The organism is Nodularia harveyana UHCC-0300 (genome assembly GCF_034931085.1).
Classification (GTDB): Bacteria; Cyanobacteriota; Cyanobacteriia; order Cyanobacteriales; family Nostocaceae; genus Nodularia; species Nodularia harveyana.
Window position 1 is genome coordinate 1 of the sequence record NZ_JAYGHG010000029.1, and the last position, 26373, is coordinate 26373.

Here is a 26373-nt window from a genome sequence, read left to right on the forward strand (position 1 = left end):
CCTGTTCTATTAAAAATAAATCGTCGCCAATTTAAATGCCACAAGTGTAAAAAAGTCTTTAGTGAAAACCTAAATTTTGTAGATAAAAGTAAAGGATATACGAAAAGATTAGCGACGGATATAGTACAACAAGTATTAAATAGTAACATCCGCAGTGTTGCCGAAAGAAATGATTTAAGTGACGAAGAAGTAGAATCAATGTTAAAAAAGCAAGTGTCGCAAATATTAAACATAAATTTAAGTCAGGTGAAAAAGTTAGGCATAGATGAAATAGCTTTAGTTAAAGGACAAGGAAACTACTTAGCAGTAATAGTAGATTTAGAGAGTCATAAACCAATTGAGATAGTGCAATCAAGGCGAATAGAAGATATCCGTGAAGTCCTTGTCAGTTGGGGGTTTGAGGTACTTCATAAAATCGAAGAAGTGAGCATTGACCTCTGGTCTCCTTATAAAAAATTAGTAGAAGAGTTGATGCCAAATGCTAATGTAACTGCTGATAGATTTCATGTAATGAAACAAGTAAATGACGAATTAGATACTATGCGTAAAACCGAGAAAAATGCAGCCATGTCGCTAGATAATAAATCAGAAAAAACACGGATATTAGAAGCATTAAATAAAAGTAAATATAGTTTAATAAAAAATGAAAATTCTCTCAATAAAAAGCAAAAAGAAAAATTAAAGTCTGTGCAAAAAATGTCACCAAATCTCGCCAGAATGCATTCACTCAAAGAAGAATTTCGAGATATATTTGAAACAACTAAATCTTGGGGAGATAGTATAATAAAACTATTGGATTGGATGTATGATGCACTTTCATATTTTCCGAAAAGTATAGGTACAATAGTTAGATGGTTCGGTGAAATAGTCGGTTACTTTGACAGTAAAACTACGAGTGGTACTGTAGAAGGAATTAATAATAAACTCAAGTTAATTAAAAGGCTGGGATATGGCTTCCGTAACTTCAGCAATTTTAGGTTACGCAGTTTATTAAACTGGCATTTTAGTATTAATTCTCCATAAAAGTAACCGAAGAACCGGAATTTTTCAACCTAATTTAGGCCGTTCAATATCATCCTCACCCAAATACTCACCATTTTGAATTTCTAAAATCACCAGTGGAATTTGTCCGGGGTTGTCCACCTTATGCAGAGTTGCTGCGGGAACAAAAGTTGATTGATTTCGACCCAGTAGCTTTTCATCTTTTCCACAAGTTACCTTAGCTACACCAGAAACCACAACCCAATGCTCATTGCGGTGATAATGGATTTGTGGTTTAATCCCGTGTTTTGGTTTGATTTCAATCCGGCTAATTCGATAAGTTTCCCCTTCTTCTATAACATCTACAGTACCCCAATATCTTGCACCTGCATGAGCAGAAGATTGACTTTCATTTTTATTCTGAGACATAAAGATAAATATTTTGTAACTGAAACCAGATAAAACTAGATTTTAAATAACCCAACTAAAAATTTATAATTCCTGATTCGACTTACATAGATAGCTTTCTATTACTCCACAAAAAGTTCTCTAATTCAGATGCTGGTAATGGACGACTGAATAAAAACCCTTGCATAGCATCACAGTTATTCTCGCGTAAAAAAGATAGTTCCGATTCTGTTTCTACACCCTCAGCAATTACCTGAAGATTTAGATTCTGACCCATTTCTATTAATGCTTTAGCAATGGCGTATTTTTGTGAGTCATTATCCACATTATGAATAAAATAACGGTCAATCTTTAATGTATCAATTGGCAGATTACTTAGATAAACTAAAGAAGAATAGCCAGTACCAAAATCATCAACAGCAATTCGTACACCCAATTTTTTTAGTTCTTTCATAGTAGCGATCGCACTATTAATATTTTGCATAATCATACTTTCGGTAATTTCGATTTCTAAACATTTTGGTGATAAATTATTTATGTTCAAGAAATATCTTAAATTTTTGACCAAATCTGGATTATTCAATTCAAGTGCCGATATATTAACAGAAATATTCAGAGATATTACTCCTATATCTTGCCAGATTTTTATTTGTTTACATACAGTTTCTAAAACCCATTGGCCCAGATCAATAATTAAACCAGTAGATTCTGCCACCGGAATAAATTGAGCAGGTAAAACCATACCTAACTCTGGACTGTTCCAGCGCAATAAACTTTCCGCAGCAATAATTTCTCCCGAAGCAATACTAATGATGGGTTGATAATAAATTTCAAATTCATGAAATCTTTTTTCGTTGATAACTCGGTGTAAATTCATTTCCACCAATTGTATTTTCGGTGAAACTATGGGGTTTGTAAGTTTATTAGATCCAGATAAATACTTTTTTAACATAGCTTGTCTTTCTAAGCGATTCATAATTGCACTTAAAAGTTCAGAGCGAGTAAATGGCTTTGTTAAATAATCATCTGCACCCATATTCATACCTTGACGAAAATCAGCATGAGCAGATTTAGCCGTTAAAAAAATAAAGGGAATTGTTGCAGTTAAAGGTTGTTGACGCAATGCTTTTAACACACCATAACCATCAATTTCCGGCATCATCATATCACACAAAATTAAGTCAGGTATGACAGATGTAGCCAAACTGATGCCAATTGTGCCATTTTCAGCTGTAATAGTCTCAAAATTCTCAGCTTCTAACAAATCTAATAGATTCTCACGTACCGCTTCCTCATCTTCAATAACTAAAATTTGAGTCATTTTTAACCTCAATATTCATATTTTTATTTAAAGGCAATATCACAGTAAAAACCGTCCCAACTCCCTGGGTACTGGTAACAGAAATTTTACCTTGATGTAAATCTACACATTTTTGCACAATAGCCAAACCTAATCCAGTTCCGAGGATATTATCAACATTCCTAGCCCGATGAAAAGATTCAAACAAGTGTGGTATATCTTCTTCTGGAATACCAATACCTTGGTCATGAATTTTAAATATAGCTTGTTTATCCTCACAGATCAGAGTAAATTTCACTTTGCTATCATTAGAGGAATACTTAATAGCATTTGAAAGTAAATTATTGAGAATATGTTCTAGTAAATTACTATCCATGCAGCATAACATAGAGTTATATTGACTAGTAAAAGAAATTACGCACATATTGTTGTAATTTACTTGTACTTCTGACAACAAATCACGACAATATTCGACTAAATCGAAGCAAGTGGGCTTATATTCCAGTTTTCCTGCTTCAGCCTTACCAATCACTAACACATCATTTAACATTTCTGTCATCCGCTTAACAGCAGTTTGAATGCGATGTAAGTGAGTTAGTTGTTTTTCTTCTGTCCATTGGTGCCGATAGTGTTCTAATAATTCTGAGGAAGAAAGAATTGTACTCAATGGGGTGCGAAATTCATGAGAAGTCATGGAAATAAAACGGGATTTGAGTTCGTTAAGTTCTTTTTCCGTTTCTAGTGCTATTTTTAGTTCTGCTTCTAATTGCTTATGCTCTGTGATATCTGCTAAGTAACCGACTAATTCTAATGGATTCCCTGCTTTATCCCGGACTAGCTGGCCTTTGTCATATAGCCAACGATAAGTACCATCTTGATGTAAAAACCGATATTCTAGAGTATATTTTCCTTTTTCCATGACCTGGGAAAGTTCAGCAGATACAGAAAGAAAGTCTTCTGGATGTATACGATTATTCCAAAAGCTAGAATTATCGACAATTTCCCAGGCTTCGTATCCTGTCATTGCAGTGATATTTCCACTGACAAAGGTACAACCTAAATCCCCAGTAATAGTAGTAGTATAGATGACAGCCGCACTAGAGGAGAGTAAATATTGCAGCCGTTCTTGACTGACAATTAAGGCTGTTTCTGCTTGCTTCCGCTCAGTTATATTTGTTTGAATAGCGACGTAGTGGGTAAGTTTGCCAGCCACATCATAAACTGGTGAAATATTTAACTCGTGCCACAATAACCCACCATCTTTATGGTGGTTTCGTAGAGTCATAGTGCAGTCTCTTTCTGTTTCCATAGCAGCAGATATTTCTGTTAACGCAGATTGATTTTGGTCAGCAACTTGGAATGAATAAAAATTTCTGCCGATTACCTCTGCGGCACTGTAGCCTGTCATTCTTTCACAAGCTGAATTAACATAGATAATAGGCTTGTCAGGAAGTGTAGCATCAGTAATAATAACGCCATTACTACTGGCAGCGATCGCCCGATTACGTAATCTTAACCCTTCTTCTGTGCGCTTACGTTGAGTAATATCTGTATGAATGCAGACTGTACCCATAGATTGACCACTAGCATCTTTAATTACATCACAATGCAAATCAACTTGCACAAGGCGGCCATTACAGGCACGAAAAGTCACCTCACCACGCCAAGACTGACTATTCTCAGGATGAGCGCAGACTTTTTCATAAACGGCTAGATGCTCAAATATCGCTTGATATCCACCAGCGTCCTGTAATTCTGCCAAGCTATACTCATACTTTTCGATAAACGCTGGGTTGAGATAGATCACCTCACCTGTGATATCTCTAATAACTATGGCATCACTGATGCTTTCTATCGCTTTGCCAAAACGTAGTAGTGATTTTTCTGCTAACTTACGTTCTGTAATATCAGTAGAAATACCACCCACAGCATAGGTCACGCCATTAGCATCTTTTAAAGGGAACTTAATAGACAAGTATGTATGTAAACCATCTTCTTGAGGAACAAATTCTTCTGTTGTGAAAGCAACACCATCGACAATTACTTGATGGTTATTCATCGCAAACTGATCTGCAACATCATCCGGCCAAAGTTCATGTATGCTTTTGCCAATAATTTCCTCTTGAGTCAGGTTTAATACCTCTTGATACTTGCGGTTCCCTAGTAAGGTTTTACCTTGAGGATCGATCAGATAAATCACTGCTGGAGAGTTATCTAAAATTGCTCTGAACTGTTGTTGTGTTTGCTGTAGAGTAATTTCTGTTGATACTCGATCATCAATATCAGTATTTATACTAAACCAGTTAACGATTTTACCTTCCTGATTAGACATAGGCAAAGCCCGAATTAAATGCCAACGATAAGTCTGATCAGTGGATCGCAAACAACGAAATTTTACTTCATAAGGTTTACCAATTTCTAGAGATTGCTGCCAACCAAACAGAGTATCTGGCAAGTCATCAGGATGTATCCATTGCTGCCATCCCACCCCTAGAACTTCTGCGGAACTGCAACCAAAGTAGTCAATAACCTGTTGATTAACATACTCAAGCTCACCGTTAGCATTCGTAATCCATACTTGTTGCAGGATAGATTCTGCCAAAAAACGGAACCGTTCTTCACTCTCATGATGTTCTGTAATTTCTGACACTAGCTGGTGATTGACTTGAGTTAAAGCCATAGTTCTTTCAGTCGCACGCATTTCTAGTTCTTGGTTGATTTGAGTCAGATATGTTTGTGCTTGTTTGAGCTAAGTAATATTTTCAGCAATTCCAGCAAAACGATAAAATTCTCCTTGTTGATTATTTATAGGAAAAGTTTTGGTATCAATCCACTGCATTTCATCGTCAGGGCGGATAATCGGAAAATTTTTCATAAAATTCTTGCCTGATAATAAACCATCTACAACATCTATGTAGTGATCTCGATCTAAAGGATGAATATAATTAAGCAGATTTTCTCGTAAATTTTAGCGATCGCAGCGCCGCTTCCCAAATTTCTTCATAAACTGGGCTGATGTAATATAGTTTCTGCTGATAAGCATCTCTGAGAAAAAGACTGGAGGAATATTTTCTCTTATAGCTGGGGAATAGGGAGTAGAGACACTTCGGCTTACTTCGACTTACTTCGACTTACTTCGACTTCAGAAACACAAGTATTAATTAATTCTTCAATGCCAGAAACCGGAAATATTTCTGTGTTGAGTTTCTCAGCAACTTCTGCAACAGTCATATCATCTAAAAACACCAATTCCCCATGTTTCAGCATAACTTGTGGCAGCAAAATCCCACCACCTAAATCTTTTCCTGAAAGATTCAAAAGCAAATCATGACCGGTGATTAAGCCAGTTACACTAATTTTCTGTCCCCAATAATCACTAGATAAGGCCTGCATCTTTACTTCTAAATTTTCTACAGAGTTTAACTGTTGCAAAATAGGTTGAAATGCTTTTTCTACAGCATTACCAACTACCCAGGTTAATTGTTTAGGATGGTCAAGTTTTGGCGGGAGTAATTCTGTGGCTGTAGATGTAAATTGCTTAATAAATAAACGAATGGAACCCACACCGTTATCAATTTGTGGATATTCTTCATATTCCGCTTCCGTGGGTAATTCCTCACCTGCAATCAAAAACCACTCATCAGCCAACCAAGCAAAGCCGGAACCAAATTTTTGGCGAAATTTCTGGGAGATACTTTGTACTTGAGAAATAACTTCTTGAGCTTTTTCTGTGGTTACGGGAATGAGTTCGTCGAATTGGGGGCGAAATCGGGTCAAACCCACTGGGACAACTGCTACTGATGCGACAGCCGGGATTTCACCAGTATGAAAAGAGGCTAAATCTTTGAGGGTTTGTTCGAGATGTTGACCATCGTTGATCCCAGGACAAACTACTACTTGGGCATGAATTTGTAGTCTGCGGTCTTGGAACCATTTGATTTGTTCTAAGATTTGTCCAGCACGTTGATTTTTCAGGAGTTTAATTCTGATGTCGGGTTCTGTCGCATGAACAGACACAAATAAGGGCGAGAGGCGCATTTGTTCAATACGCAGCCATTCTCGTTCTGACAAGTTGGTTAGGGTTAAGTAGGAACCGTATAAAAAGCTGAGACGGTAATCATCGTCTTTGAAGTATAGACTGGAACGCTTACCTGGTGGCTGCTGGTCAATAAAGCAAAATGGACAACGATTATTACATTGAATTAATCCATCAAATAGGGCGGTGGCAAATTCTAGCCCCAGGTCTTCGTCGTAATCTTTTTCTATTTCAATATGATGAGTTTTACCAGATGCGTCTAAAACTTCTAGTTCTAGAACTTCATCAGCACATAAAAATTGATAATCAATTAAATCACGGGGTTGTGTGCCGTTGATAGCAACTATGGCATCTCCCGCATCAAAGCCAATTTCGGCGGCTATGGAATCGGGTAATACTTTGGTGATTTGGGCTGGACGGATGGTAGACATGATTGGAGAGTGTGGGAGGTGTGGGAGGTGTGGGAGGTGTGGGGAGTGTGGGGGGTGTGGGGAGTGTGGGAGGTGTGGGAGGTGTGGGGGGTGTGGGAGGTGTGGGGAGTGTGGGGAGTGTGGGAGGTGTGGGAGGTGTGGGGGGTGTGGGGAGTGTGGGAGGTGTGGGAGGTGTGGGGAGTAAAGAACTTTGGATTTTGGAGAAAGCGATTTTACATTGCAGTCTAATCCAAAATCTAAAATCTAAAATCTAAATGACTTACGCATAATCTACGTTTTCTTGGCGTTCTTGGCGGCTTGGCGGTTAGATAAATCAATATTTTTGGCAATTGTTGCGTAAGTCCTGCTAAAATTGATTGACTAATGACTATTAACTATTTTTTAATAATCCGGTGCTGATTGCACCTAAGATGAGGATACCAAAGGCGAGGCGATACCAAATAAATACCCAGGTGCTTTGGGTTTTGAGGAATTGTATTAACCCGGCGATCGCTATATAAGAAAATATCCCGGACGAAATTGTCCCGACTAACATAGGAATCATCGCTGTATTACTTACGCCTACGGCTAAAAAATCTTTTAACTCTACTAATCCGGCTATGGTGATGGCGGGAATACCCAACAAAAATGAGAATCTGGCGGCGGTTTCTCGTTCTAAACTCATAAATAGTCCCCCTGTAATGGTGGAACCAGAGCGAGATACCCCAGGAATTAATGCTAAACATTCAGCAAAACCCATCAATAGCCCATCTTTCATGGTGAGATGCTGAAAGTCACGTTGACGTTTGCCGATTTTTTCTGCTAATCCCAATAACAGTGACATGACAATAGAGGCGATGGCGATCGCTGTCATGCTTCTTAAGGGTGAGTTGTCGTAGTCGGGGATAAATCTTTTAATTAATAATCCCAAGACAATTATTGGTAGTGTTCCCAAGGTAATTCCCAGAAACATCTGGAAGTCTTGGTTTTGATAATCTTTCAGGGCGATCGCTTTTGTTGCACCTGTGATAATTTGCGTCATATCATCCCAGAAATACCACAGCACGGCGACAATACTACCAAGCTGAACAATGGCGGTAAAAGCTACCCCCGGATCACCCCAACCCAGCGCTACAGGCACAACTTTTAAATGTGCTGAACTACTAATGGGCAGAAATTCAGTCATTCCCTGCACAAAGCCCAAAAAAATAGCTTGCAAGATATTCATTTGTTGCTGTACCTGATCTAACGCTGCGTTAGTTTCGGTACTTAAAACTTTGATGGGGAATACTAGAACGGAGAAAATCGCAGATCCTGCACTTAACAGCATGAACCATTGACGTTTGAATAAACCCATTTAAAATTACCTGCTATCGCTTTTACTACAACCAATTACAGAAACAGATGTCTAAGGGATTTTCCAGGAAAAAGTCATTAGTCAATCAATTTTAGATTTTAGATTTTAGATTTTGGATTAGACTGCAATCTAAAATCGCTTTCTCCAAAATCCAAAATTCTTTACTCCCCACACTCCCCAATCCCTGCCTCTTCTTCCCACTCCCTAATCTACGCAAAATCTCGGTAAAATAAAAATGCCCTGGGGGGGTATTTTAGATGTGATATCTTAAATAAGATAAACTTTAGTAACGAATATGAAAAACTTTGATTAATAATACCTTGTCTTCATACACTACTCCTACTACTGCTATCAGTACTGACTTACCAGCAACAGAGTTTGGTTCTCAGAGGATCAGCGAGTTACAATCTAGACTAACTTTATCTCCGTCTATACCGATATCTCTGCCTAACCGTGAAACTTGGTTAGTATTGGCGGCGGCTGTGTTTTTAGTATCAGTACCAGTATTTATAGAAGCGCCATTAGTGCGATCGCTGCCAGTTGTCAGTGTAGCGATTACAGCATTTTGGGTGTGGTTGAGTTTGAGATTAATGTCACATCAGAAAACTTATCTCTGGGGCGATTTACTCTTCGGTTTTAGCTGGAGTTGGTTAGCGGGAGCCATTTATTGGGGTTGGTTACGTTGGGAACCCTTATGGCATTTACCAGTAGAGTCTATCGGTTTACCATTTGCGTGCTGGTGTCTAATTAAGAATTGGGGCAAAGTTGGTAACTGGTTTTACTTAGGTTCCTTGCTAGGCACAGCTTTGACTGATATATATTTTTACATAGTAGATTTGATCCCCTATTGGCGGCAAATTATGCAAGTAGAACCTGCTAACGTGTCACCAATATTACAAACTGCTTTAGTGCAAGTACAAACCCCTTGGGGACAAAGCTGGGCAGTAGTTTTGGCTATATTGCTCTTAACAGCAGGAATTTTACCTTTACAGACCAAAGCTAAACATTGGTATGCATTCAGTGGAGCAGTGTTAAGTACAATTTTGGTAGATAGCCTCTTCTTAATAGCTGCAAATGCTGCTTAAAATCTCATCAATGATATGTCTAGTATATAAAACTACCTATTTATAAGGTTGCCTCATCCGCCAGCCATCTAGATAACTTTTTGTAAAAATAACACCAAACCCAGTAGCTGCAAATATTGTGGGTATTAATAGGCTGTATATTAGTTTTTGATGACTGCTATTTGTTGACTAAGCCAGAGAGCTAACAACTCAGGTGAAGCACCAGAATATAGATACACTCAAAGTATTGATTTTCCGGCTAGGAGTACATTAAAGATCACAGCCAGTATTCATCGGTGTGTTTGACTTCATCAGTCAAAATTCAGTTTATAGTTGATAGCATTTGGCTTAAAGTCGTTATTTCAGTTTGATCTAAAAAGGGAGAAAGATTGTGAAAACATTGGTGCGTTTATTAACAGTATTTAGCTTGTTGCTAGGTAGTTGGGGATGGCTGGGAACAAGTCAGATCGCTACTGCGGCGAATCTCAACAGTGTTGGGTTTGGATCAGTTCCAGTTTTGGCACTTTCACGACAAAATAGAGCTGATGCCAAGTTAGGGACAGCATTTGGTCAAAAAGTTGACTTGAATAATACCAATGTGCGAGCTTTTCAACAATATCCAGGGCTGTACCCCACTTTAGCTAAGAAAATTGTGCTAAATGCTCCTTACCAGAATGTTGAGGATGTACTCGAAATTCCGGGATTAAGCGATCGCCAAAAAGCACTTCTGCAAAGTAACTTAGATAACTTCGCTGTCACCGAATTAGAAACTATTTTCAACGCTGGAGATGACCGCTTTAACAACGGTATCTACAGATAACTGTCTGGATAGTTAATCTAATTAAATATCCGTAATAGCAGCCAACTTCCCTTGATCTGGAGTGGCCGCTTTTTTTCAAAATGGGAACAAACAAAGAAATTACCCGCCCAGGGCGGAGTACAAACTCCGTCTTTTGTCTTCTCCCTCGCTCCCTGCTCCCCTGATTCTTTTGACCCGCCCCTGCTATCTAAATTAGACTTTGTTGCAAATAGATATTCCGAGCCAATTTGATGTTTTAGTAGTCGGTGCTGGTGCTGCTGGACTATACACAGCACTATGTTTACCAGAGAAATTGCGAGTCGGCTTGATTACTAAAGAAACTGTGTCTCTATCTGCTAGTGATTGGGCGCAGGGAGGTATTGCTGCCGCGATCGCGCCGGAAGATTCACCTTCATTACATATTGAGGATACATTACAAGCAGGTGCGGGGTTGTGCGATCGCCCAGCCGTAGAATTTCTCGCCCAAGAAGCCCCTAAATGTATTCAATCCCTGGTGAACTTGGGAGTAGCATTTGACCGTCATGGTCAAACTTTGGCTTTAACTTTAGAAGCCGCCCATTCCCGTCACCGGGTTCTCCACACAGCCGATACTACAGGTAGGGAAGTCACCACTACCCTTACAGCCCAGGTATTGCGCCGCCAAAACATTCAAGTTATCCAGCAAGCTTTAGCGTTGAATTTGTGGATAGAACCCCAATCCGGGAGATGTCAGGGAATTAGCCTCTTTTATCAGGGTAAAATTACGCCCATTAGAGCTAATGCTGTCATATTAGCCACTGGTGGCGGTGGTCAAGTATTCGCCCAAACCACTAACCCAGCCGTGAGTACAGGTGATGGAGTGGCGATCGCCTATCGAGCCGGCGCGATACTCCGGGATTTAGAATTTGTGCAATTTCACCCCACATCCCTCACTAAACCCGGTGCAGACCACTTTCTCATCAGTGAAGCTGTCCGGGGCGAAGGCGCACACCTAATTGATGACACAGGAAAGCGTTTCGCCTTTGACTATCATCCAGCCGGTGAACTAGCACCCAGAGATGTAGTCAGTAGAGCCATTTTCAGCCACCTCCAACAAACCGCCACCGATCTAGCCACCGCCCATGTGTGGTTAGATATGCGACCCATACCCCCAGAAAAGATTCGTCATCGCTTTCCCAACATCGTCCAAGTTTGTCAATATTGGGGTATTGATGTCTTCCATGAACCCATTCCTGTAGCCCCAGCCGCCCATTACTGGATGGGTGGTATTGTTGCCGATTTAATGAATCGCACTAATATCCCTGGTTTATATGCAGTGGGAGAAACCGCCAGTACAGGAGTACACGGAGCCAATCGTTTAGCAAGTAATTCTTTGCTGGAATGTATTGTGTTTGGGGCGCAGATGGCGAATATTGAGCTATCAGAGATGACACCATCCTCAGAAACAATACTGCCATTACAAGAATTTACAGATGATGTCAGTGAATGGCAAAGCCAAAAAATATATATAGAAACACTGAGAGAGAATTTACCGCGTTTAGTTTGGCAAAGTGCAGGGATTTGTCGGGAACAGTCAGGTTTATTAGATGCGATCGCTACTGTGGAAATTTGGCAAAAAGATTTTGCCGCTTTACCTTTGAGTAAATTCTTACTAAATTTAAGCCCTAACCAACCAGTAAATTTCCATACACCAGATACAGAAAAGCAATTGCGACTGTGGGCAGAAACTCGTAATTTACTCGATGTCGCCTATTTAATTCTCAAAAGTGCCGCCTTTAGAACCGAAAGCCGGGGCGGACACTACCGCCTAGACTATCCTCAACCAGACCCTGATTGGCAAGTCCACACCCTGGTAGAAAAACACCAATGGCAAAAATCTCTGATCTAGAACAGTTAAATATTTTCTCTTTACAAATCTTTACTTATAGCAACCGCCAAGGAAGTTAGGACAGAAACAGATGATGAAACCCTTACAATTAGAGAGTTTCCAGCCCTACCCTTCGGGATGCTACGCAAACGACTTACTTCGACTGCGCTCAGTACAAGTCGCTCAGGGCAAGCCTGTTCCCTGTTCCCTGTTCCCTGTTCCCTGCTATAGTATTCATCCCACAAAAAAAATCAACTGGGATAGCTGCACATCAACCAGTTGAATATATTGAGTCAGAGTTTTCCTACCAGACTTATGGTGAGAAATTATCTGAAATACCTGAAATTCCGAGGGCCAGTATACCCAGAAACTTTTGCTAGTTGGTCAAGATTTTGAACCCCACCATACAGTTGACCATTAATAATCCAACTGGGGAAACCTTTGATGTTCGCGGCTTGACACACTTCTGGTTGACCTTTAGGGCTATCAGCAGCACATTCAATGGGAATATTCTTTTCTTCCAGAATCTTGTAAGCTTCTTTACCAAAGAGTTGTTTTTGTTCGTGGCAGTGAGGACACCAATAGGCTACATATTCTTTAGCATCTATAGTCCCCAGATAGCGTGCTAATTCTATCTCAGCTTCACCAGAAGTAGTGGTGATTTCCCAACCAAAATTGGGATCGGGATTTACTTCGGGAGTAAAACTAATTCTTTGAGATTCTCCAGGAGTTACGTCTGATGTTACATCTGATGGATTCACGCCAGCATAGACACCTAAAGTTCCAATCAGGGTGATCATGGCGACAATGATCGCGGTAAAGAATATTTGCCCTATATCCTCCCAAGTCCGACCGAGAATCGTCAAAACTAACAGACTGGCAGAGAATAAGGCGGAGCCAATACAGTAATAACAGACGACTTGGATTTGGAATGCCAGTACGTACATTAAATAGCCACTGAAAACCGACATAGCGATCGCCCCTACCAATAGGAGCCACCAAGTTGAGTTTTCCAGTTGTTTCAGAGTATTTTTGTCACTTGGCTTCCATACTAAAGGGACAACGGCCAAAGTCACCATACTGACATAAGCCAATAACCCAAATAAAGCTAGGGGAACCGACGCGCCAAAAATGGGGATAGTGGCCCAAGGACTGGAAAGCACATCATTACAGCCTTTAGTACCGGCTTCAGCCACACAAGCGGCACTGCCTCCTGTTAACTTTTGTATAGTGATATAACCTGTTGTCAAAGCACCAAGTACAGCGATCGCCCCAATCAATGGACGCGACCATTTATGAATCCAAGGAATAGAACGGCGGCGAGTCATAAGCTTTTAAGTGGTTATTGGTTATTAGCCCTACCCTTCGGGATGCTACGCAAACGGCTGAGATCAGGGTAAATCATTGGTCATTAGTCAGTAGTCATCAGTCAGTAGGAAATTACAAGTTTTCTCCCTGCACCAGCAGTACCCACATCCTGCCTCTTCTTCCCCTCTGCTGACTTTAAGAATGTACTGTCATAGGACGGGAAATGGACTCAATAGTTAGAGGACTCCCCAGACTATGGGTAGCTTCCACAAATTGAGCAACGCGAATCGGGTCAATGGGTTGTTCGATGCGACCGTGACGCTTCAGAGAACTAGAAACAATGACACCATTTGCTGCCTGCATCAGTGTAGCAATGTTTTCCCAATTAGCTCCACTACCTATAAACACAGGAGTGCCATTAGCCGCACCACAAGCTAGTTCCAAGTCTTCTTGGTTAGGGGGACTACCTGTAGCCCAACCAGATAAAATTACGGCATCTGCCAAACCTCTTTCAATTGTGTCTTTGACAGCAACTGTAAGATTAGGAGAACTCAATGGTCGGGCGTGCTTGACCAACACATCAGCAAAAATTTTGACATCACAGCCCAATTCTCGCCGATAACGCAGTAATTGATGAGCTTCTCCCTCAATTAATCCTTGATCAGTTGCCATCACTCCTGTGAGAACATTGACACGAATGAATTGTGCTTGTACGCAGTTGGCGATCGCCATTGCACTTTGAGCATCGTTCCGTAAAACATTTAAGCCTATGGGCAGTGTCACCAAATTCTGGATGCGTTGTACCACCACAGTCATAGCACTGACAACTGCTGGGTCAACTTGGTTTTTGGCAAACGGCGCGTCAAAAAAGTTTTCCACAATAATGCCATCCACCCCGCCACTGGCTAGGGCAGCTGCTTCTTGTTCCGCGCGGTGAATTACCGCTTTGAGATTACCTCCCCAACGGGGCGAGGTGGGCAGTGGAAGTAGATGAACCACGCCAATAATCGGTCTTTGAGTTTTAAATAGCTGATATAAGTCCACGTCTTTAATCCGCTTTGCGGGGTCTAGTGTCCACCAGTCGAGAGTCTAGAATTTGTTTGACTATTGACTATTGAACGCCAGTCACCTCAAGTCAACCGAACCTGCTCATGGGGCTGGCTCCTCTTGACTTTTAACTAACTAGTCAAATGTGTTTTCAGTTGGTTGTTTTACTACCTCTTCCCTGAGATGGAAATTATCGTAAAACCTCCCCTAAGATATGTTAAGATAAAACCTGGCTAGAAGAGGAGTTTGCCACTCACAAAACGCAAGGCAGCTTTCCCTAGTTTAGACACCTCGCCCGCGCACCATCGTTGGCAAAGTCTAGATACAAGGGTACTATGACTGCTTTATTAAGTGTGGTCTCGTAATCATGGGTCGAAATCAACGACGCAGAGAGCGTGATTTACCTGCGGGTAGCGACTTCTCACAACCAGCCCTTTGGGCGGCTTCCCGACGGGTAAATTAACAACACACGCGCTGCGGTAATGAAAAATACCAACAGACAATTTGTTAAAAAAAATATAAGTGTCAAAAGTAATCTAAGACACAAACCTTACCCTGGGAAATAGACTAAATAGTAAAAAAACCGATCGCATGACAGGGAAATATCCGTGTTGTGTATACCCAGACAGTAGCTGACAGCTAAAACCTGTTATTCTAGCCCCTGACTGTGTAAAGGTGTATCTTACAAGGAGCGGAATCATCGCTGCTTGCAAATTCTGACTAGAAAAAAAACGGAAAATGTTTGTAGAATATGGGTGAAAAGCCAACGATTGCAATTTCGCACCTGGGCTGCGAAAAAAATCGAATTGATACAGAACATATGCTAGGACTGCTTGTAGAAGCAGGCTATGGTGTAGATACAAATGAAGAGTTAGCCGATTACGTTATAGTTAATACTTGTAGTTTTATAGAAGCAGCAAGACAGGAATCTGTCAGAACTTTAGTAGAACTGGCAGAAGCTAATAAAAAAGTCGTGATCACTGGCTGTATGGCGCAGCACTTCCAGGAACAATTATTATCAGAGTTGCCAGAAGCAGTAGCACTGGTAGGCACTGGTGACTATCATAAAATTGTTAATGTAATTGAGCGTGTAGAACAAGGAGAACGGGTAAAAGAGGTTAGTCTAGAACCAACCTACATTGCCGACGAAACTACACCCCGTTATCGGACAACCAGTGAAGGGGTTGCCTACCTGCGGGTTGCCGAAGGATGTGATTATCGTTGTGCATTTTGTATTATTCCTTATCTCCGAGGAAACCAGCGATCGCGTACTATTGAATCTATAGTTGCTGAAGCGGAGCAGTTAGCTAGTCAAGGGGTGCAGGAAATTATTTTAATTTCCCAAATCACCACCAATTACGGCTTAGATATCTATGGAAAGCCAAAGTTAGCGGAATTACTTCGCGCTTTAGGTCAAGTAGATGTACCGTGGATCAGAATGCACTATGCATATCCCACCGGGTTGACCCCAGATGTCATAAAGGCAATTCAAGAAACCTCAAACGTCCTACCATATCTAGATTTGCCCCTTCAACATTCTCATCCAGATATTCTTCGCTCAATGAATCGTCCCTGGCAAGGACGGGTAAATGATGGGATTATTGAACGCATCAAAGCAACCCTACCAAGTGCAGTACTCAGAACAACCTTTATCGTTGGTTTTCCTGGCGAAACACCAGAGCATTTTCAGCATCTACTAGAATTCGTCCAGCGTCACGAATTTGATCATGTTGGTGTATTCACCTTTTCACCGGAAGAAGGAACGCCCGCTTACAAGCTAGATAATCAGTTACCCCAAGAACTGATGGATGAGCGCTGGCATACATTAATGGCCTTGCAAGAGCCAATAGCCGGTAAAAAAAATCAACAGGAAATCGGCAAAATTGTTGATGTCCTGATTGAACAAGAACACCCTGAAAGTGGAAAACTCATTGGTCGCTCAGGCAGATTTTCCCCAGAAGTTGATGGTCAGATATATGTCGATGGGGAGGCAAAATTAGGAACCATCGTGCCAGTAGCAATCCACAGCGCTGATACTTACGACCTCTATGGTGAAGTTGTCAATAGTTACCACAACTAGAGTTAGCAGGGTGAGTCCAGAACTGCTTTTATGCAGTGTCTAGACCAGAGGAGAAGTCAAGCCTTTTAGGAATTGCTGAAGCTCCATACTCACTACGGCTTGTCCATAACACACTACGCCAAAGCTAACGCTGACAGCGTAGCACCCTCACTCAGAAGAGGGTTTAACACACTTGTTTGAAATCTGGCAACCACTGTCAGATGAACAAATTGAACACCAAAAACAAAATCTAGGAGAATTAATGACTCTTTCTTTTCAAGAACTAGGTCTTTCACAAAAACGTGTTGAGCAATTAGAAAATATTGGCTTTACCGCACCTACTAATATTCAAGCTCAAGCCATTCCTCAACTGTTAGCAGGTCGGGATGTAGTAGGTCAATCTCAAACCGGAACGGGCAAAACAGCAGCATTTTCTCTGCCAATTTTAGAGCAGTTAGATGTAAATCATAAAGCTGTGCAAGCATTGGTATTAGCACCAACCCGTGAGTTAGCAATTCAAGTTCACGATGCCATCAATCAATTTGTCGGTAACGAAGGATTGAGGATTCTGGCAATTTATGGTGGTCAATCCATCGAACGCCAAATGACGCAACTCAAACGTGGTGTTCACATGGTTGTGGGTACACCAGGACGGATGATTGACTTACTAGACCGGGGCTGTCTCAAACTCGATCAAGTCAAGTGGTTTGTTTTAGATGAAGCCGATGAAATGTTGAGCATGGGCTTTATTGATGATGTAATCAAAATTCTATCTCAAGCCCCCAAAGATCGCCAAACAGCCTTATTTTCGGCGACAATGCCCCCATCCATTCGCATGATTGTCAACAAATTTTTGCGAAATCCGGCTACAGTCACCGTTGAGCAGCCAAAAGCTACACCCAACAAAATCAATCAAGTAGCTTATCTCATCCCCCGCCACTGGACAAAAGCTAAAGCATTGCAGCCGATTCTGGAAATGGAAGATCCAGAAACAGCGTTAATCTTTGTACGTACCAGACGAACAGCCGCAGAACTGACTAATCTCCTACAGGGAGCCGGTCACAGTGTAGATGAATATCACGGCGACTTATCGCAACAAGCAAGAGAGCGATTATTAAACAGGTTCCGGAATCGTCAAGTGCGCTGGGTGGTAGCAACTGATATTGCTGCACGGGGGTTAGATGTCGATCTGTTGTCCCATGTAATTAACTTTGATTTACCAGATAGCGCCGAAACCTATGTTCACCGCATTGGGCGTACAGGTCGTGCAGGTAAGGAAGGTACAGCAATTTCCTTAGTACAACCTTTTGAGCGCCGCAAACAGCAGGCATTTGAGCGCCATAATCGCCAAAATTGGCAATTGTTGTCCATTCCCACACGGGCGCAAATTGAAGCCCGACATATCCAGAAATTACAAGGACAAGTCAAAGAAGCTTTGACTGGGGAACGCCTAGCTTCATTCTTGCCCATAGTCAGCGAACTGATTGAAGAATATGATGCTCATGCGATCGCCGCAGCTGCATTGCAAATTGCTTATGATCAAACTCGTCCGGCTTGGTTGCAATCAGGCGTAGATCCTCAAGATGACGCTCCTTCCACTAAGCCCAAATTAGCCAAGCGCCGTGGTGGTGGTGGTGAATCTGGTGACAGAAACCGTTCCTGGAATAAATCAGACAGCAACGGTAGTACTCCCAAGCCCAAACTCCGGGGAAATAATCGCCGGGACACTTCTGTTTCATCTTCCAATGCATCTAGAGATTAAGCTTCTGAGTAAGTAGTCATTAGTCATTAGTCATGCCTCGCTAAAGACTTATGACTAGCTGTTAACTCAACCAAGGACGAGTGACTTCTTCTAGTTTTCCGATTTCCTCGGTGTTTAATTTCCAGCCCAAAGCCCCTACATTTTGTTTTACCTGTTGGGCAGTTTTTACTCCCGCAATAGGAATCACATTTCCTTGAGCAATCAACCAATTGAGGGCTATTTGGGCAGAAGTGCGATCGTACTTTTCTCCCAGACTGTTGAGTAAAGAAATTACCGGAGCAATTTTCTGTAACCCTTCTTTACTAAATCGCGGGTCAATTTTTCTGGGACCACTGGGAGTTTCAGTACGCTCATCTGTGTATTTACCTGTAAGTAATCCCTGAGCTAAGGGACTATAAGCCAAAATAGTCACACCCAACTCATGGGCTGTGGCTAAAATTTTATTACTTTCAATTTGGCGGTTTAATAAAGAGTAACGAACTTGGTTCACCGCTAAAGGTATCCCGCGCCGAGCCAATATTTGGTGAGCTTCCCGCATTTGTATTGCTGAATAATTACTCACCCCCACGGCGGCAATTCTACCTTGCTGGACTTCATCGGCTAGGGTATTCATTAAAGTTTCTTGACTTAAGAAGAAAGCAAAAGGCCAATGGACTTGATATAGTTCAATGCGCTGTAGTTGTAACCGTTTGAGGCTTTCCGTTAAAGCATCAGATACAGATTTACCTGTAAATCGCCAAGGTAAAGGGCCGAACTTGGTAGCGATTTGCACAGGTTGTTGAGTTTTTTGTCTAAATTGCCCTAATAATTTTTCTGACAGTCCCAGACCGTAAACTTCCGCAGTGTCAAAAAAAGTGACACCCGCCTCTAATGCTGCTGTAAAAGCTGCCTCTACGTCTTCTGCACCATAGCGATCGCCATAGTTCCAAAAAAGTTTATCACCCCAAGCCCAAGTACCAATACATAGAGGTGTAACACTTGGTCCATTTTGTCCTAATGTGATATTTTCCATGTTGAATATTTATTTTATTTACATTTCTTTGTCTAGGAAATTATCAACTAGAGAATAATTCCCAAATTGTGATCTTCCCTAATGTACTTAATCTGTTCAAAATGTGTCGCTAATTCTTATGCAAATCCACGCGAGTAAAGACAAATAGAGAAGCGATCGCACTATACCCAGGCGATCGCTCATTCATTGTATTAAAAAATCAAACCTAAGCAGCCACAGGAGGAGAAAGTAGTTTCAGATTCGAGAATACAAACTCTTGAACAGAAACCTTTCCGGCTGTCTCAGTCCGAATTTCCCGACGGTTCAAAATGAAATATTCACCAACTTTTTCATATTCATCGGTAAACTCACTTCTACCACCCTTTTGTTCCCCTGTTTTCGGATCATGGTATACAGAGTCATAGGTGTGAGACAAATAACCCGCTCCAGTATCATGACTGCTGAAAGTGTTAATGGTCACAAAAGTACCGTGAATTAAACGGTGAACATGGCAAACTTCATTATTGCGAACTTTATATTTATCGCCTTCAGCCTTACCACCAACTAAAATTTCAGTTGCGCCAGATTCCTCAGTGTGACCATAGCTGAATTTATTCTCACTGTGGCTATCTTCAAAGCTACGACGCACCCGGTGAATAGCAATTTCCCAAGCTTGACCGTGGATGGCTTTTTTAGCTGACTCATCTTCCACGTCCAACACTTCCGCCTTCAGTTCACCGTCGATGACAATTTTACCTGTAAATACTTTGTCATCATACTTATAAGTAATATCTGCGGTATAACCTGGAAAAGACTTATCCCAAGTGTAGCGATTTTCGTAAGCAGCCCGGAAAAGTTCCTGAGCCGAAAGTTGTGTAATTGTCATCTACTCTCCTAGCATGACTAGCTATATTAGCGTTTTATCTTGGCTAGTATTAGCATAGAAGTAAATCTGAAGCTTCGCATAGTCCCCAAGTGGGTACACTTATGCCTAATTCTCTTTACGTTGTATTTCAAGCGATCGCTAATGTCAACAACGAGCAGCAACTACGACTGGCTCTCATGGATAAAATTGGTGAGTATTTTGGCGTACAACATTGCGGTATCTATTTGATTGACGAACAGCCAACTACAGAAATTAATGTTCAGACTATACCCGCAGTCTGTATGGAGAATAATCCAGTCGGGCGCTATGTGGTAGAACGGCACGCTCCCGCCCATGAACAACTAATATTATCACCAGGAGATTGGAAACATTTCTGTTCGCGTCAAGACCATGAACACGTCATGACCGGGCCGATTGTCTGTGATGGTCGCCTCGTGGGAACCTTAAACTTAGCCCGTCAGCAAGGAACAGATGCCTTTAATGCCGATGACTTAGCTGATTTTAGCGCTTTGTGTATTCATTTATCAGCAAAACTTGCGACTCTCCGCGCCAAAAAAGCCAAAATAGCCAATTCCCAATTAGTCAGTCCTTTAACCCCCCGTGAGCTAGAAATTGCTGAATTAGTAGCACAGGGGCTAACTAATAGCGAAATTGGCAAAAAACTCTGGATTACCCAAAATTCTGTGAAGCAAGCCCTGAAACGGATGTTTCGCAAGTTGGGTGTTTCAGCTAGGAGTGAGATGGTGGCAAAATTAAATTTAATTTCTCTCCATTAGTTAACTACCCAGTGGGTTAAGCATTCCCCCAAACTTGGACAACTACGGGGGCTTGCTTAATACTAATTAACAGATTGCTTTCCTCTGACTTGTTCCATGAAAAAGTCTTCTAAAGAATGACGAGATAATTTCATCGAAATTATTTGCCCGTTCATCAATCGGAGACTAGCCAGAAAATCATAGTAATCTTCTTGTAATAGTCCTTGCCAAGAACCATCACCTTCAAAGGACAGATTAGATATCCATTGTTTCAACACCTCAGAGTCACCACCGCGACCTTTGATGTAGTATGTTTGATCACCGCCCAAGAGTTCCTCTAGAGAACCAGAACAAATGACTTCACCTTGAGCAAGAATAGCCACGCGATCGCAAATTTGTTCCACTTCACTCAACACATGGCTATTAAAGAAAATAGTTTTACCTGCGGCTTTCAGCGAGAGAATAATTTCCCGCATTTGGTAACGCCCCAAAGGATCTAAACCAGACATTGGTTCATCCAGAAAGATCAACTCCGGATCATTAATCAGCGCCTGTGCCATCCCCACACGCTGTAACATTCCCTTAGAATAGCGACGCATCGGTTTTTTACGCGCATCCCCTAGAGATAAACCCACCAATTCCAGCAGTTCGGGAATGCGTTGACGTTGCACACTTTGGGGAATTTGGAACAAACCCGCCGCTAACTGGAGAAATTCCCAGCCAGTCAGATAGTCATATAAATAAGGATTCTCTGGGAGGTAGCCAATCAGTTGCTTCGTCTGGCGATCGCCCAATGGTTTACCCAATAATAAACCCTTGCCAGAAGTGGGGCGAATAATTCCCAACAACAGTTTTAAAAGAGTAGTTTTACCAGCGCCATTAGGCCCTAATAAACCAAAAGTTTCCCCCTTGTGAACCTTAACAGAACAACTTTTGAGAGACACAACCTTTTGATTCATCCAAAAACCCGTGCGATAGACTTTACGCAAATCAGCAGTTAGGACCACTGGCGGGTTATCAATATTATTTAGTTGATTATCAGCGATTTCTACACCAGACTTCATGTCACAATTACCACTAAGTTTGTCAATTATCACAAATTGAGTACCTCAGTGGTTCCTTTAGCCTCAACTATCCTATAGAATACCCTTAGAGCTAGGAATTGTACCAGCACGACGGGAATCAATTTCCACCGCCATCCGGGTAGCCCTAGCAAAAGCCTTAAATGTCGCCTCAATAATATGATGGGAGTTAATACCATCCAACTGCCGAATGTGTAGAGTCATTTGGCTATGGTTGACCAATGCTACAAAAAACTCCCGTACTAACTGGGTGTCATAGGTTCCCACACGCTGGGTCGGAATTTGCAAACCATAGCTGAGATGAGGTCTACCAGAAAAATCCAGCGCCACTTGTACTAAAGCTTCATCTAAAGGAGCGAGAAAATTACCAAACCGCACAATACCTTTTCTGTTACCCAGAGCTTGAGCAAAAGCCTGTCCTAAAGTAATACCCACATCTTCATTGGTGTGGTGGTCATCAATTTCCCAGTCTCCCTGGGCTTGAACATTTAAATCAATCAAGCCGTGGGAAGAAATTTGATGCAACATATGATCCAAAAATGGAATCCCGGTGGCTGCCGTACATATACCTGTACCATCCAAGTTAATACTAACTTTGATATCTGTTTCGCCAGTAGTACGATGAACAGAAGCAACGCGGGCAGTTTGAGTCAAATTTAGGCGTTCTGTTTGCATAAATGAGGAGTGTGGGGGGTGTGGGGAGTGTGGGGAGTAAAGAATTTTGGATTTTGGATTTGCGATTTTAGATTGCAGTCTAATCCAAAATCTAAAATCTAAAATCTAAAATTGATTGACTAATGACTACATTCCCATAATTTCATAGCCGGCATCTACGTATATAACTTGTCCTGTAACACCACTGGCTAAATCGCTAGATAAGAAAGCAGCAGTATTACCTACTTCTTCCTGAGTGACAGTGCGACGCAGGGGCGCGACTTCTTCCACATGGTGAATCATATCTAAAATTCCGCCGACTGCTGAAGATGCTAATGTGCGTATTGGTCCGGCGGAAATGGCATTTACTCGAATATTTTGTGGTCCCAGTTCAGCCGCCAAATAACGTACACTAGACTCTAATCCGGCTTTCGCTACTCCCATAACATTGTAATTAGGAATTGCTCTCACGCCTCCCAAATATGTCAGAGTGATAATGCTACCGCCTTCTGTCATCAGGGGTTGGGCTGCACCGCTTAACTGTACTAGGGAATAAGTGCTAATTTCTAAGGCTGTTTTGAAGCCCGCTCGTGAGGTTTGGCTAAAACCACCAGTCAAATCATCTCTGTGAGCAAAGGCTAGACAATGAATGAGAATATCCAATTTTCCCCACTTATCCCGGACTGCTTCAAAGGTAGATTGTACCTGTGCGTCATCTTGGACATTACAGGGAACAAATAAGCTGGGTTTAAGAGGCTCGACCAATTCCGCCACCTTTTTTTCCATTTTGCCTCGCTCATCTGGGAGGTAGGTAATACCCAGGTTAGCTCCTGCTTTGTGCAGTTGTTGAGCAATTCCCCAGGCAATGGAACGGTTATTGGCAATCCCTGTAACTAATGCGTTTTTTCCAGTCAGATCCAGCATAGAAATTGTGAATGTGATCAATTATTAGGAGCATACTAGAATCTGACGCGAGTTTGTATTGGTTGTGCATCTTATTTGCAAAAATGATCATCAGGTGAACTGTTTTGTGAAAAGTTTTTCCAGATAATCCTGAAGATATTCTCAAGATATCGTGAATTTTTTGCTGAAAAACCTGATGACCACAACTGTGCAAGTACTTATAACAACTACTAGCTAAAAACGGCAAAAATTATGTATCATTGTGAACAAATAACTATGAAGTTATGGGTTTGAGTATAGGAATGTACAGAAAGGTTGACGGTGCTTTATTAATTTTTCAGGTGTATTCTTAGGTAATCAGTTTTTGTTTTTCCGGCATTGGGTAGGGGAAGGGAGATGATGGTGACAGAAGATAAAGCCCTAGCAAATGTATTTCGTCAAATGGCGACCGGAGCATTTCCTCCAGTTGTAGAAACGTTTGAACGCAATAAAACAATATTTTTTCCCGGCGATCCTGCTGAACGAGTTTATTTTCTTTTGAAGGGTGCTGTGAAACTTTCCAGGGTATACGAGGCAGGAGAGGAAATAACGGTAGCACTGCTACGGGAAAATAGTGTTTTTGGTGTGCTGTCATTATTGACAGGAAATAAGTCCGATAGATTTTACCATGCAGTGGCATTTACACCTGTAGAGTTACTGTCAGCGCCAATTGAACAGGTAGAGCAAGCTTTTAAGGAGAATCCAGAATTATCAATGTTGATGCTGCGAGGCCTATCTTCGCGGATTTTACAGACAGAGATGATGATTGAAACCTTAGCTCACCGCGATATGGGTTCAAGATTGGTGAGTTTTTTGTTAATTCTTTGTCGTGATTTTGGTATTCCTTGTGCAGATGGGATTACGATTGATTTGAAGTTATCTCATCAGGCGATCGCTGAAGCCATTGGTTCCACAAGAGTCACTGTCACTCGCTTATTAGGAGACTTGCGTGAGAAACAAATGATTTCTATTCACAAAAAGAAGATTACCGTGCATAAACCTGTTACCTTGAGTAAGCAGTTTACCTAAATGTAATTCAGGGAGGTGGGATGGCAAATGTTGTGTTCTGGAAAATGACACCCATAGCTGGAGGTAAATCTAAAATCATGATTAATTTCAGCTATTGCCTATCTCCCATCTTCGATCAGATGATGATTGAAAGTAGTAGGCTGTATCTGGAAGTATTCTGTCTCCGGCGCACTGTGAACGGTAGCTAAAAATGACCACCGGTTACATCCTGATAGCAGCAATTTTAATTTTGGGGGGCGTAATTGCCACTGTGGGCGATCGCATTGGTACGCGAGTTGGTAAAGCACGCCTCTCACTGTTTAATCTTCGTCCCAAAAAAACGGCTGTACTAGTAACAATATTTACGGGTGGCTTAATTTCCGCATCCACACTAGGGATCTTATTTACTGCTGATGAAGGTTTGCGGCAAGGGGTATTTGAGCTAGAAGATATTCAAAAAGACCTGAGAAACAACCGGGAACAGCTACAAATTGCTGAAACTGAAAAAAGTCAGGTAGAGAAGGAGTTAAATACGGCCAGACTCGAACAAACCAAAGCAGAGGAAGAGTTACAGGTAATTAACAAGTCCTTGCAAGCGGCGAACGCTAAACAACAAGCCACCGCAACTCAACTCCGACGAACTCAAAGCCAGTTAGGTGCAGTAGTAAATCAGTATCAACAAGCTTTAACAGAACTGCAAAGTGTTTATGATCAAAGAGAGACATTACAAGCGGCCATTGAAGAACTAAAAGCAGAACGAGAACGACTGTATACAGAAGCTAAAACAGCCATTGAAGAGGCGAAAACAGCGATTGATCAGCGCGATCGCAAAATTGCCGAACTGGATGGATTAATTAAACAACGCAATCAAGAAATTACGGCGCGAGAAGAAGTCATCGCCGTTAGGGAGTCTCGCCTCAAAGACTTAGAAAAACGGCAGAATTATTTAGAAGAAGAAGTCGCTAGGCTAGAAAAATATTATCAGTCATATCGTGACCTGCGTTTAGGTAAACTAGCACTGGTTCGCAATCAAATTCTGGCTGCAAACGTGGTTCGCGTTAATCAAGCCAGTGCAGCCCGTCAAGTGGTCATAGAACTTTTGAAAGCAGCCAACCAAAATGCCAACATTCAATTAACCGAACCTGGGGAAACTCCCTCAAATAAACAGCTTCTGCGTGTTACCGAAGACAGAATAGAAAAACTGAGTGAGCAAATTCAGGATGGTCAAGATTACGTTGTTCGGATATTTTCTGCTGGTAACTATGTCAGAGGCGAAAACCAAATAGAATTTTTTGCTGATGCAGCTCGAAATCAATTAGTCTTTTCAGAAGGCGAGATCCTAGCCACCACTAATGCCAATCCTAAAATTATGTCATCCTATCAGCTATCGCAAAGACTGGATTTGCTGATCTCCGCTTCAGAATTTCGGGCGCGTAATGCTGGAATTATTGAAGGTGTGTTGAGGGAAGGTTCTCATTTACGCTTTTTCCTACAACTAAGACAGTATGATCAACCTTTAGAAATCAAAGCGATCGCTATGGAGGATACTTATACAGCAGGACCTGTAAGAATTAAGCTGTTGGCAATCATCGACGGCAAAGTGATTTTCAGCACCTAAAATTTATAGTAAACAAGTTAAATAGCTATTAAAAATAAT

Annotated in this window: 24 protein-coding genes; 11 read left to right on the forward strand and 13 right to left on the reverse strand. The window is 41.5% G+C overall.

Translation table 11 applies throughout. From position 1 onward, the window contains the following. The coding region (locus VB620_RS15775; protein WP_323197106.1) for an ISL3 family transposase at positions 1–1023 on the forward strand (1023 nt) is incomplete at its 5' end. 24 nt (positions 1024–1047) lie between these two features. Here the strand turns inward: VB620_RS15775 and VB620_RS15780 are convergent. The 5 genes from VB620_RS15780 to VB620_RS15800 form a co-directional block, all read right to left on the reverse strand. After that, positions 1048–1410, reverse strand: coding sequence for a phosphomannose isomerase type II C-terminal cupin domain (locus VB620_RS15780; RefSeq protein ID WP_323197107.1), 363 nt, complete (start codon positions 1408–1410; stop codon positions 1048–1050). An 82-nt stretch (positions 1411–1492) separates the two neighbouring features. Then, entirely contained in the window at positions 1493–2710 is a 1218-nt protein-coding gene (locus VB620_RS15785) for an EAL domain-containing response regulator (RefSeq protein WP_323197108.1), read from the reverse strand. Beyond that, on the reverse strand, positions 2688–5390 hold the full coding sequence (locus VB620_RS15790; protein WP_323197109.1) for a PAS domain S-box protein: 2703 nt from the start codon (positions 5388–5390) through the stop codon (positions 2688–2690). Before VB620_RS15790 ends, VB620_RS15785 begins: the two co-directional genes overlap by 23 nt. A 48-nt stretch (positions 5391–5438) precedes the next feature. Next, positions 5439–5642, reverse strand: a complete 204-nt coding sequence (locus VB620_RS15795; protein WP_323197167.1) for a PAS domain-containing protein — start codon at positions 5640–5642, stop codon at positions 5439–5441. Positions 5643–5800: 158 nt separating this feature from the next. Next, positions 5801–7156: a TIGR03279 family radical SAM protein gene (locus tag VB620_RS15800; protein WP_323197110.1), complete on the reverse strand. Its 1356-nt coding sequence runs from the start codon at positions 7154–7156 to the stop codon at positions 5801–5803. A gap of 2 nt (positions 7157–7158) precedes the next feature. Here VB620_RS15800 and VB620_RS15805 point away from each other — a divergent pair, with 2 nt between their 5' ends. Next, positions 7159–7410 (forward strand): hypothetical protein, encoded by a 252-nt coding sequence (locus VB620_RS15805; protein WP_323197111.1) that lies wholly within the window; start codon positions 7159–7161, stop codon positions 7408–7410. Positions 7411–7526: 116 nt separating this feature from the next. Here the strand turns inward: VB620_RS15805 and VB620_RS15810 are convergent, their stop codons facing one another. Next, complete coding sequence (locus tag VB620_RS15810) at positions 7527–8492, reverse strand: undecaprenyl-diphosphate phosphatase (protein ID WP_323197112.1); 966 nt, start codon at positions 8490–8492, stop codon at positions 7527–7529. Between the two features lie 305 nt (positions 8493–8797). On the opposite strand from VB620_RS15810, the gene VB620_RS15815 reads away from it, so the two are divergent. From VB620_RS15815 to nadB, 3 genes are all read left to right on the forward strand, one after another. Beyond that, positions 8798–9577, forward strand: coding sequence for a DUF3120 domain-containing protein (locus tag VB620_RS15815; RefSeq protein WP_323197113.1), 780 nt, complete (start codon positions 8798–8800; stop codon positions 9575–9577). Between the two features lie 370 nt (positions 9578–9947). Continuing rightward, positions 9948–10376, forward strand: coding sequence for a photosystem II complex extrinsic protein PsbU (psbU, locus tag VB620_RS15820; RefSeq protein ID WP_323197114.1), 429 nt, complete (start codon positions 9948–9950; stop codon positions 10374–10376). A 199-nt stretch (positions 10377–10575) separates the two neighbouring features. After that, positions 10576–12243: an L-aspartate oxidase gene (gene nadB, locus VB620_RS15825; RefSeq protein ID WP_323197115.1), complete on the forward strand. Its 1668-nt coding sequence runs from the start codon at positions 10576–10578 to the stop codon at positions 12241–12243. A 305-nt stretch (positions 12244–12548) separates the two neighbouring features. Here nadB and VB620_RS15830 read toward each other — a convergent pair whose 3' ends face one another. Continuing rightward, positions 12549–13550: a vitamin K epoxide reductase family protein gene (locus VB620_RS15830; protein ID WP_323197116.1), complete on the reverse strand. Its 1002-nt coding sequence runs from the start codon at positions 13548–13550 to the stop codon at positions 12549–12551. Positions 13551–13725: 175 nt separating this feature from the next. Then, positions 13726–14574: a photosystem I biogenesis protein BtpA gene (btpA, locus tag VB620_RS15835; RefSeq protein ID WP_323197117.1), complete on the reverse strand. Its 849-nt coding sequence runs from the start codon at positions 14572–14574 to the stop codon at positions 13726–13728. Positions 14575–15328: 754 nt separating this feature from the next. On the opposite strand from btpA, the gene rimO reads away from it, so the two are divergent. Both rimO and VB620_RS15845 read left to right on the forward strand, forming a co-directional pair. After that, complete coding sequence (rimO, locus tag VB620_RS15840; RefSeq protein WP_323197118.1) at positions 15329–16657, forward strand: 30S ribosomal protein S12 methylthiotransferase RimO; 1329 nt, start codon at positions 15329–15331, stop codon at positions 16655–16657. A gap of 241 nt (positions 16658–16898) precedes the next feature. Beyond that, positions 16899–18398 (forward strand): DEAD/DEAH box helicase, encoded by a 1500-nt coding sequence (locus VB620_RS15845; protein ID WP_323197168.1) that lies wholly within the window; start codon positions 16899–16901, stop codon positions 18396–18398. A gap of 61 nt (positions 18399–18459) precedes the next feature. Here VB620_RS15845 and VB620_RS15850 read toward each other — a convergent pair whose 3' ends face one another. Together VB620_RS15850 and VB620_RS15855 are read right to left on the reverse strand one after the other, a co-directional pair. Beyond that, complete coding sequence (locus tag VB620_RS15850) at positions 18460–19410, reverse strand: aldo/keto reductase (RefSeq protein ID WP_323197119.1); 951 nt, start codon at positions 19408–19410, stop codon at positions 18460–18462. Positions 19411–19615: 205 nt separating this feature from the next. After that, a complete protein-coding gene (locus VB620_RS15855) occupies positions 19616–20275 on the reverse strand; it encodes a DUF3386 domain-containing protein (RefSeq protein ID WP_323197120.1) in 660 nt (219 codons plus the stop codon). A 101-nt stretch (positions 20276–20376) separates the two neighbouring features. Between VB620_RS15855 and VB620_RS15860 the strand changes: the two genes are divergently transcribed. Then, the gene (locus VB620_RS15860) at positions 20377–21051 is read left to right on the forward strand and encodes a LuxR C-terminal-related transcriptional regulator (RefSeq protein ID WP_323197121.1); all 675 of its coding nucleotides are present in this window, start codon (positions 20377–20379) and stop codon (positions 21049–21051) included. Between the two features lie 62 nt (positions 21052–21113). On the opposite strand, the gene VB620_RS15865 is transcribed toward VB620_RS15860, so the two are convergent. From VB620_RS15865 to fabI, 3 genes are all read right to left on the reverse strand, one after another. After that, positions 21114–22094 (reverse strand): ABC transporter ATP-binding protein, encoded by a 981-nt coding sequence (locus VB620_RS15865; protein ID WP_323197169.1) that lies wholly within the window; start codon positions 22092–22094, stop codon positions 21114–21116. 72 nt (positions 22095–22166) lie between these two features. Further along, positions 22167–22787 carry an imidazoleglycerol-phosphate dehydratase HisB gene (hisB, locus tag VB620_RS15870; RefSeq protein WP_323197122.1) on the reverse strand — a complete coding sequence of 207 codons (621 nt, stop codon included), beginning with the start codon at positions 22785–22787 and terminating at the stop codon, positions 22167–22169. 126 nt (positions 22788–22913) lie between these two features. Further along, entirely contained in the window at positions 22914–23690 is a 777-nt protein-coding gene (gene fabI, locus VB620_RS15875) for an enoyl-ACP reductase FabI (protein WP_323197123.1), read from the reverse strand. 375 nt (positions 23691–24065) lie between these two features. Between fabI and ntcA the strand changes: the two genes are divergently transcribed. Genes ntcA through VB620_RS15890 form a run of 3 tightly spaced genes read left to right on the forward strand, consistent with a single transcriptional unit; the run spans position 24066 to position 26334 of the window. Then, positions 24066–24737: a global nitrogen regulator NtcA gene (gene ntcA / locus VB620_RS15880; protein ID WP_323197124.1), complete on the forward strand. Its 672-nt coding sequence runs from the start codon at positions 24066–24068 to the stop codon at positions 24735–24737. Positions 24738–24757: 20 nt separating this feature from the next. Beyond that, positions 24758–24925, forward strand: coding sequence for a hypothetical protein (locus VB620_RS15885; RefSeq protein ID WP_323197125.1), 168 nt, complete (start codon positions 24758–24760; stop codon positions 24923–24925). 2 nt (positions 24926–24927) lie between these two features. Then, positions 24928–26334, forward strand: a complete 1407-nt coding sequence (locus VB620_RS15890; RefSeq protein WP_323197126.1) for a DUF3084 domain-containing protein — start codon at positions 24928–24930, stop codon at positions 26332–26334. Positions 26335–26373 lie beyond the last annotated feature (39 nt).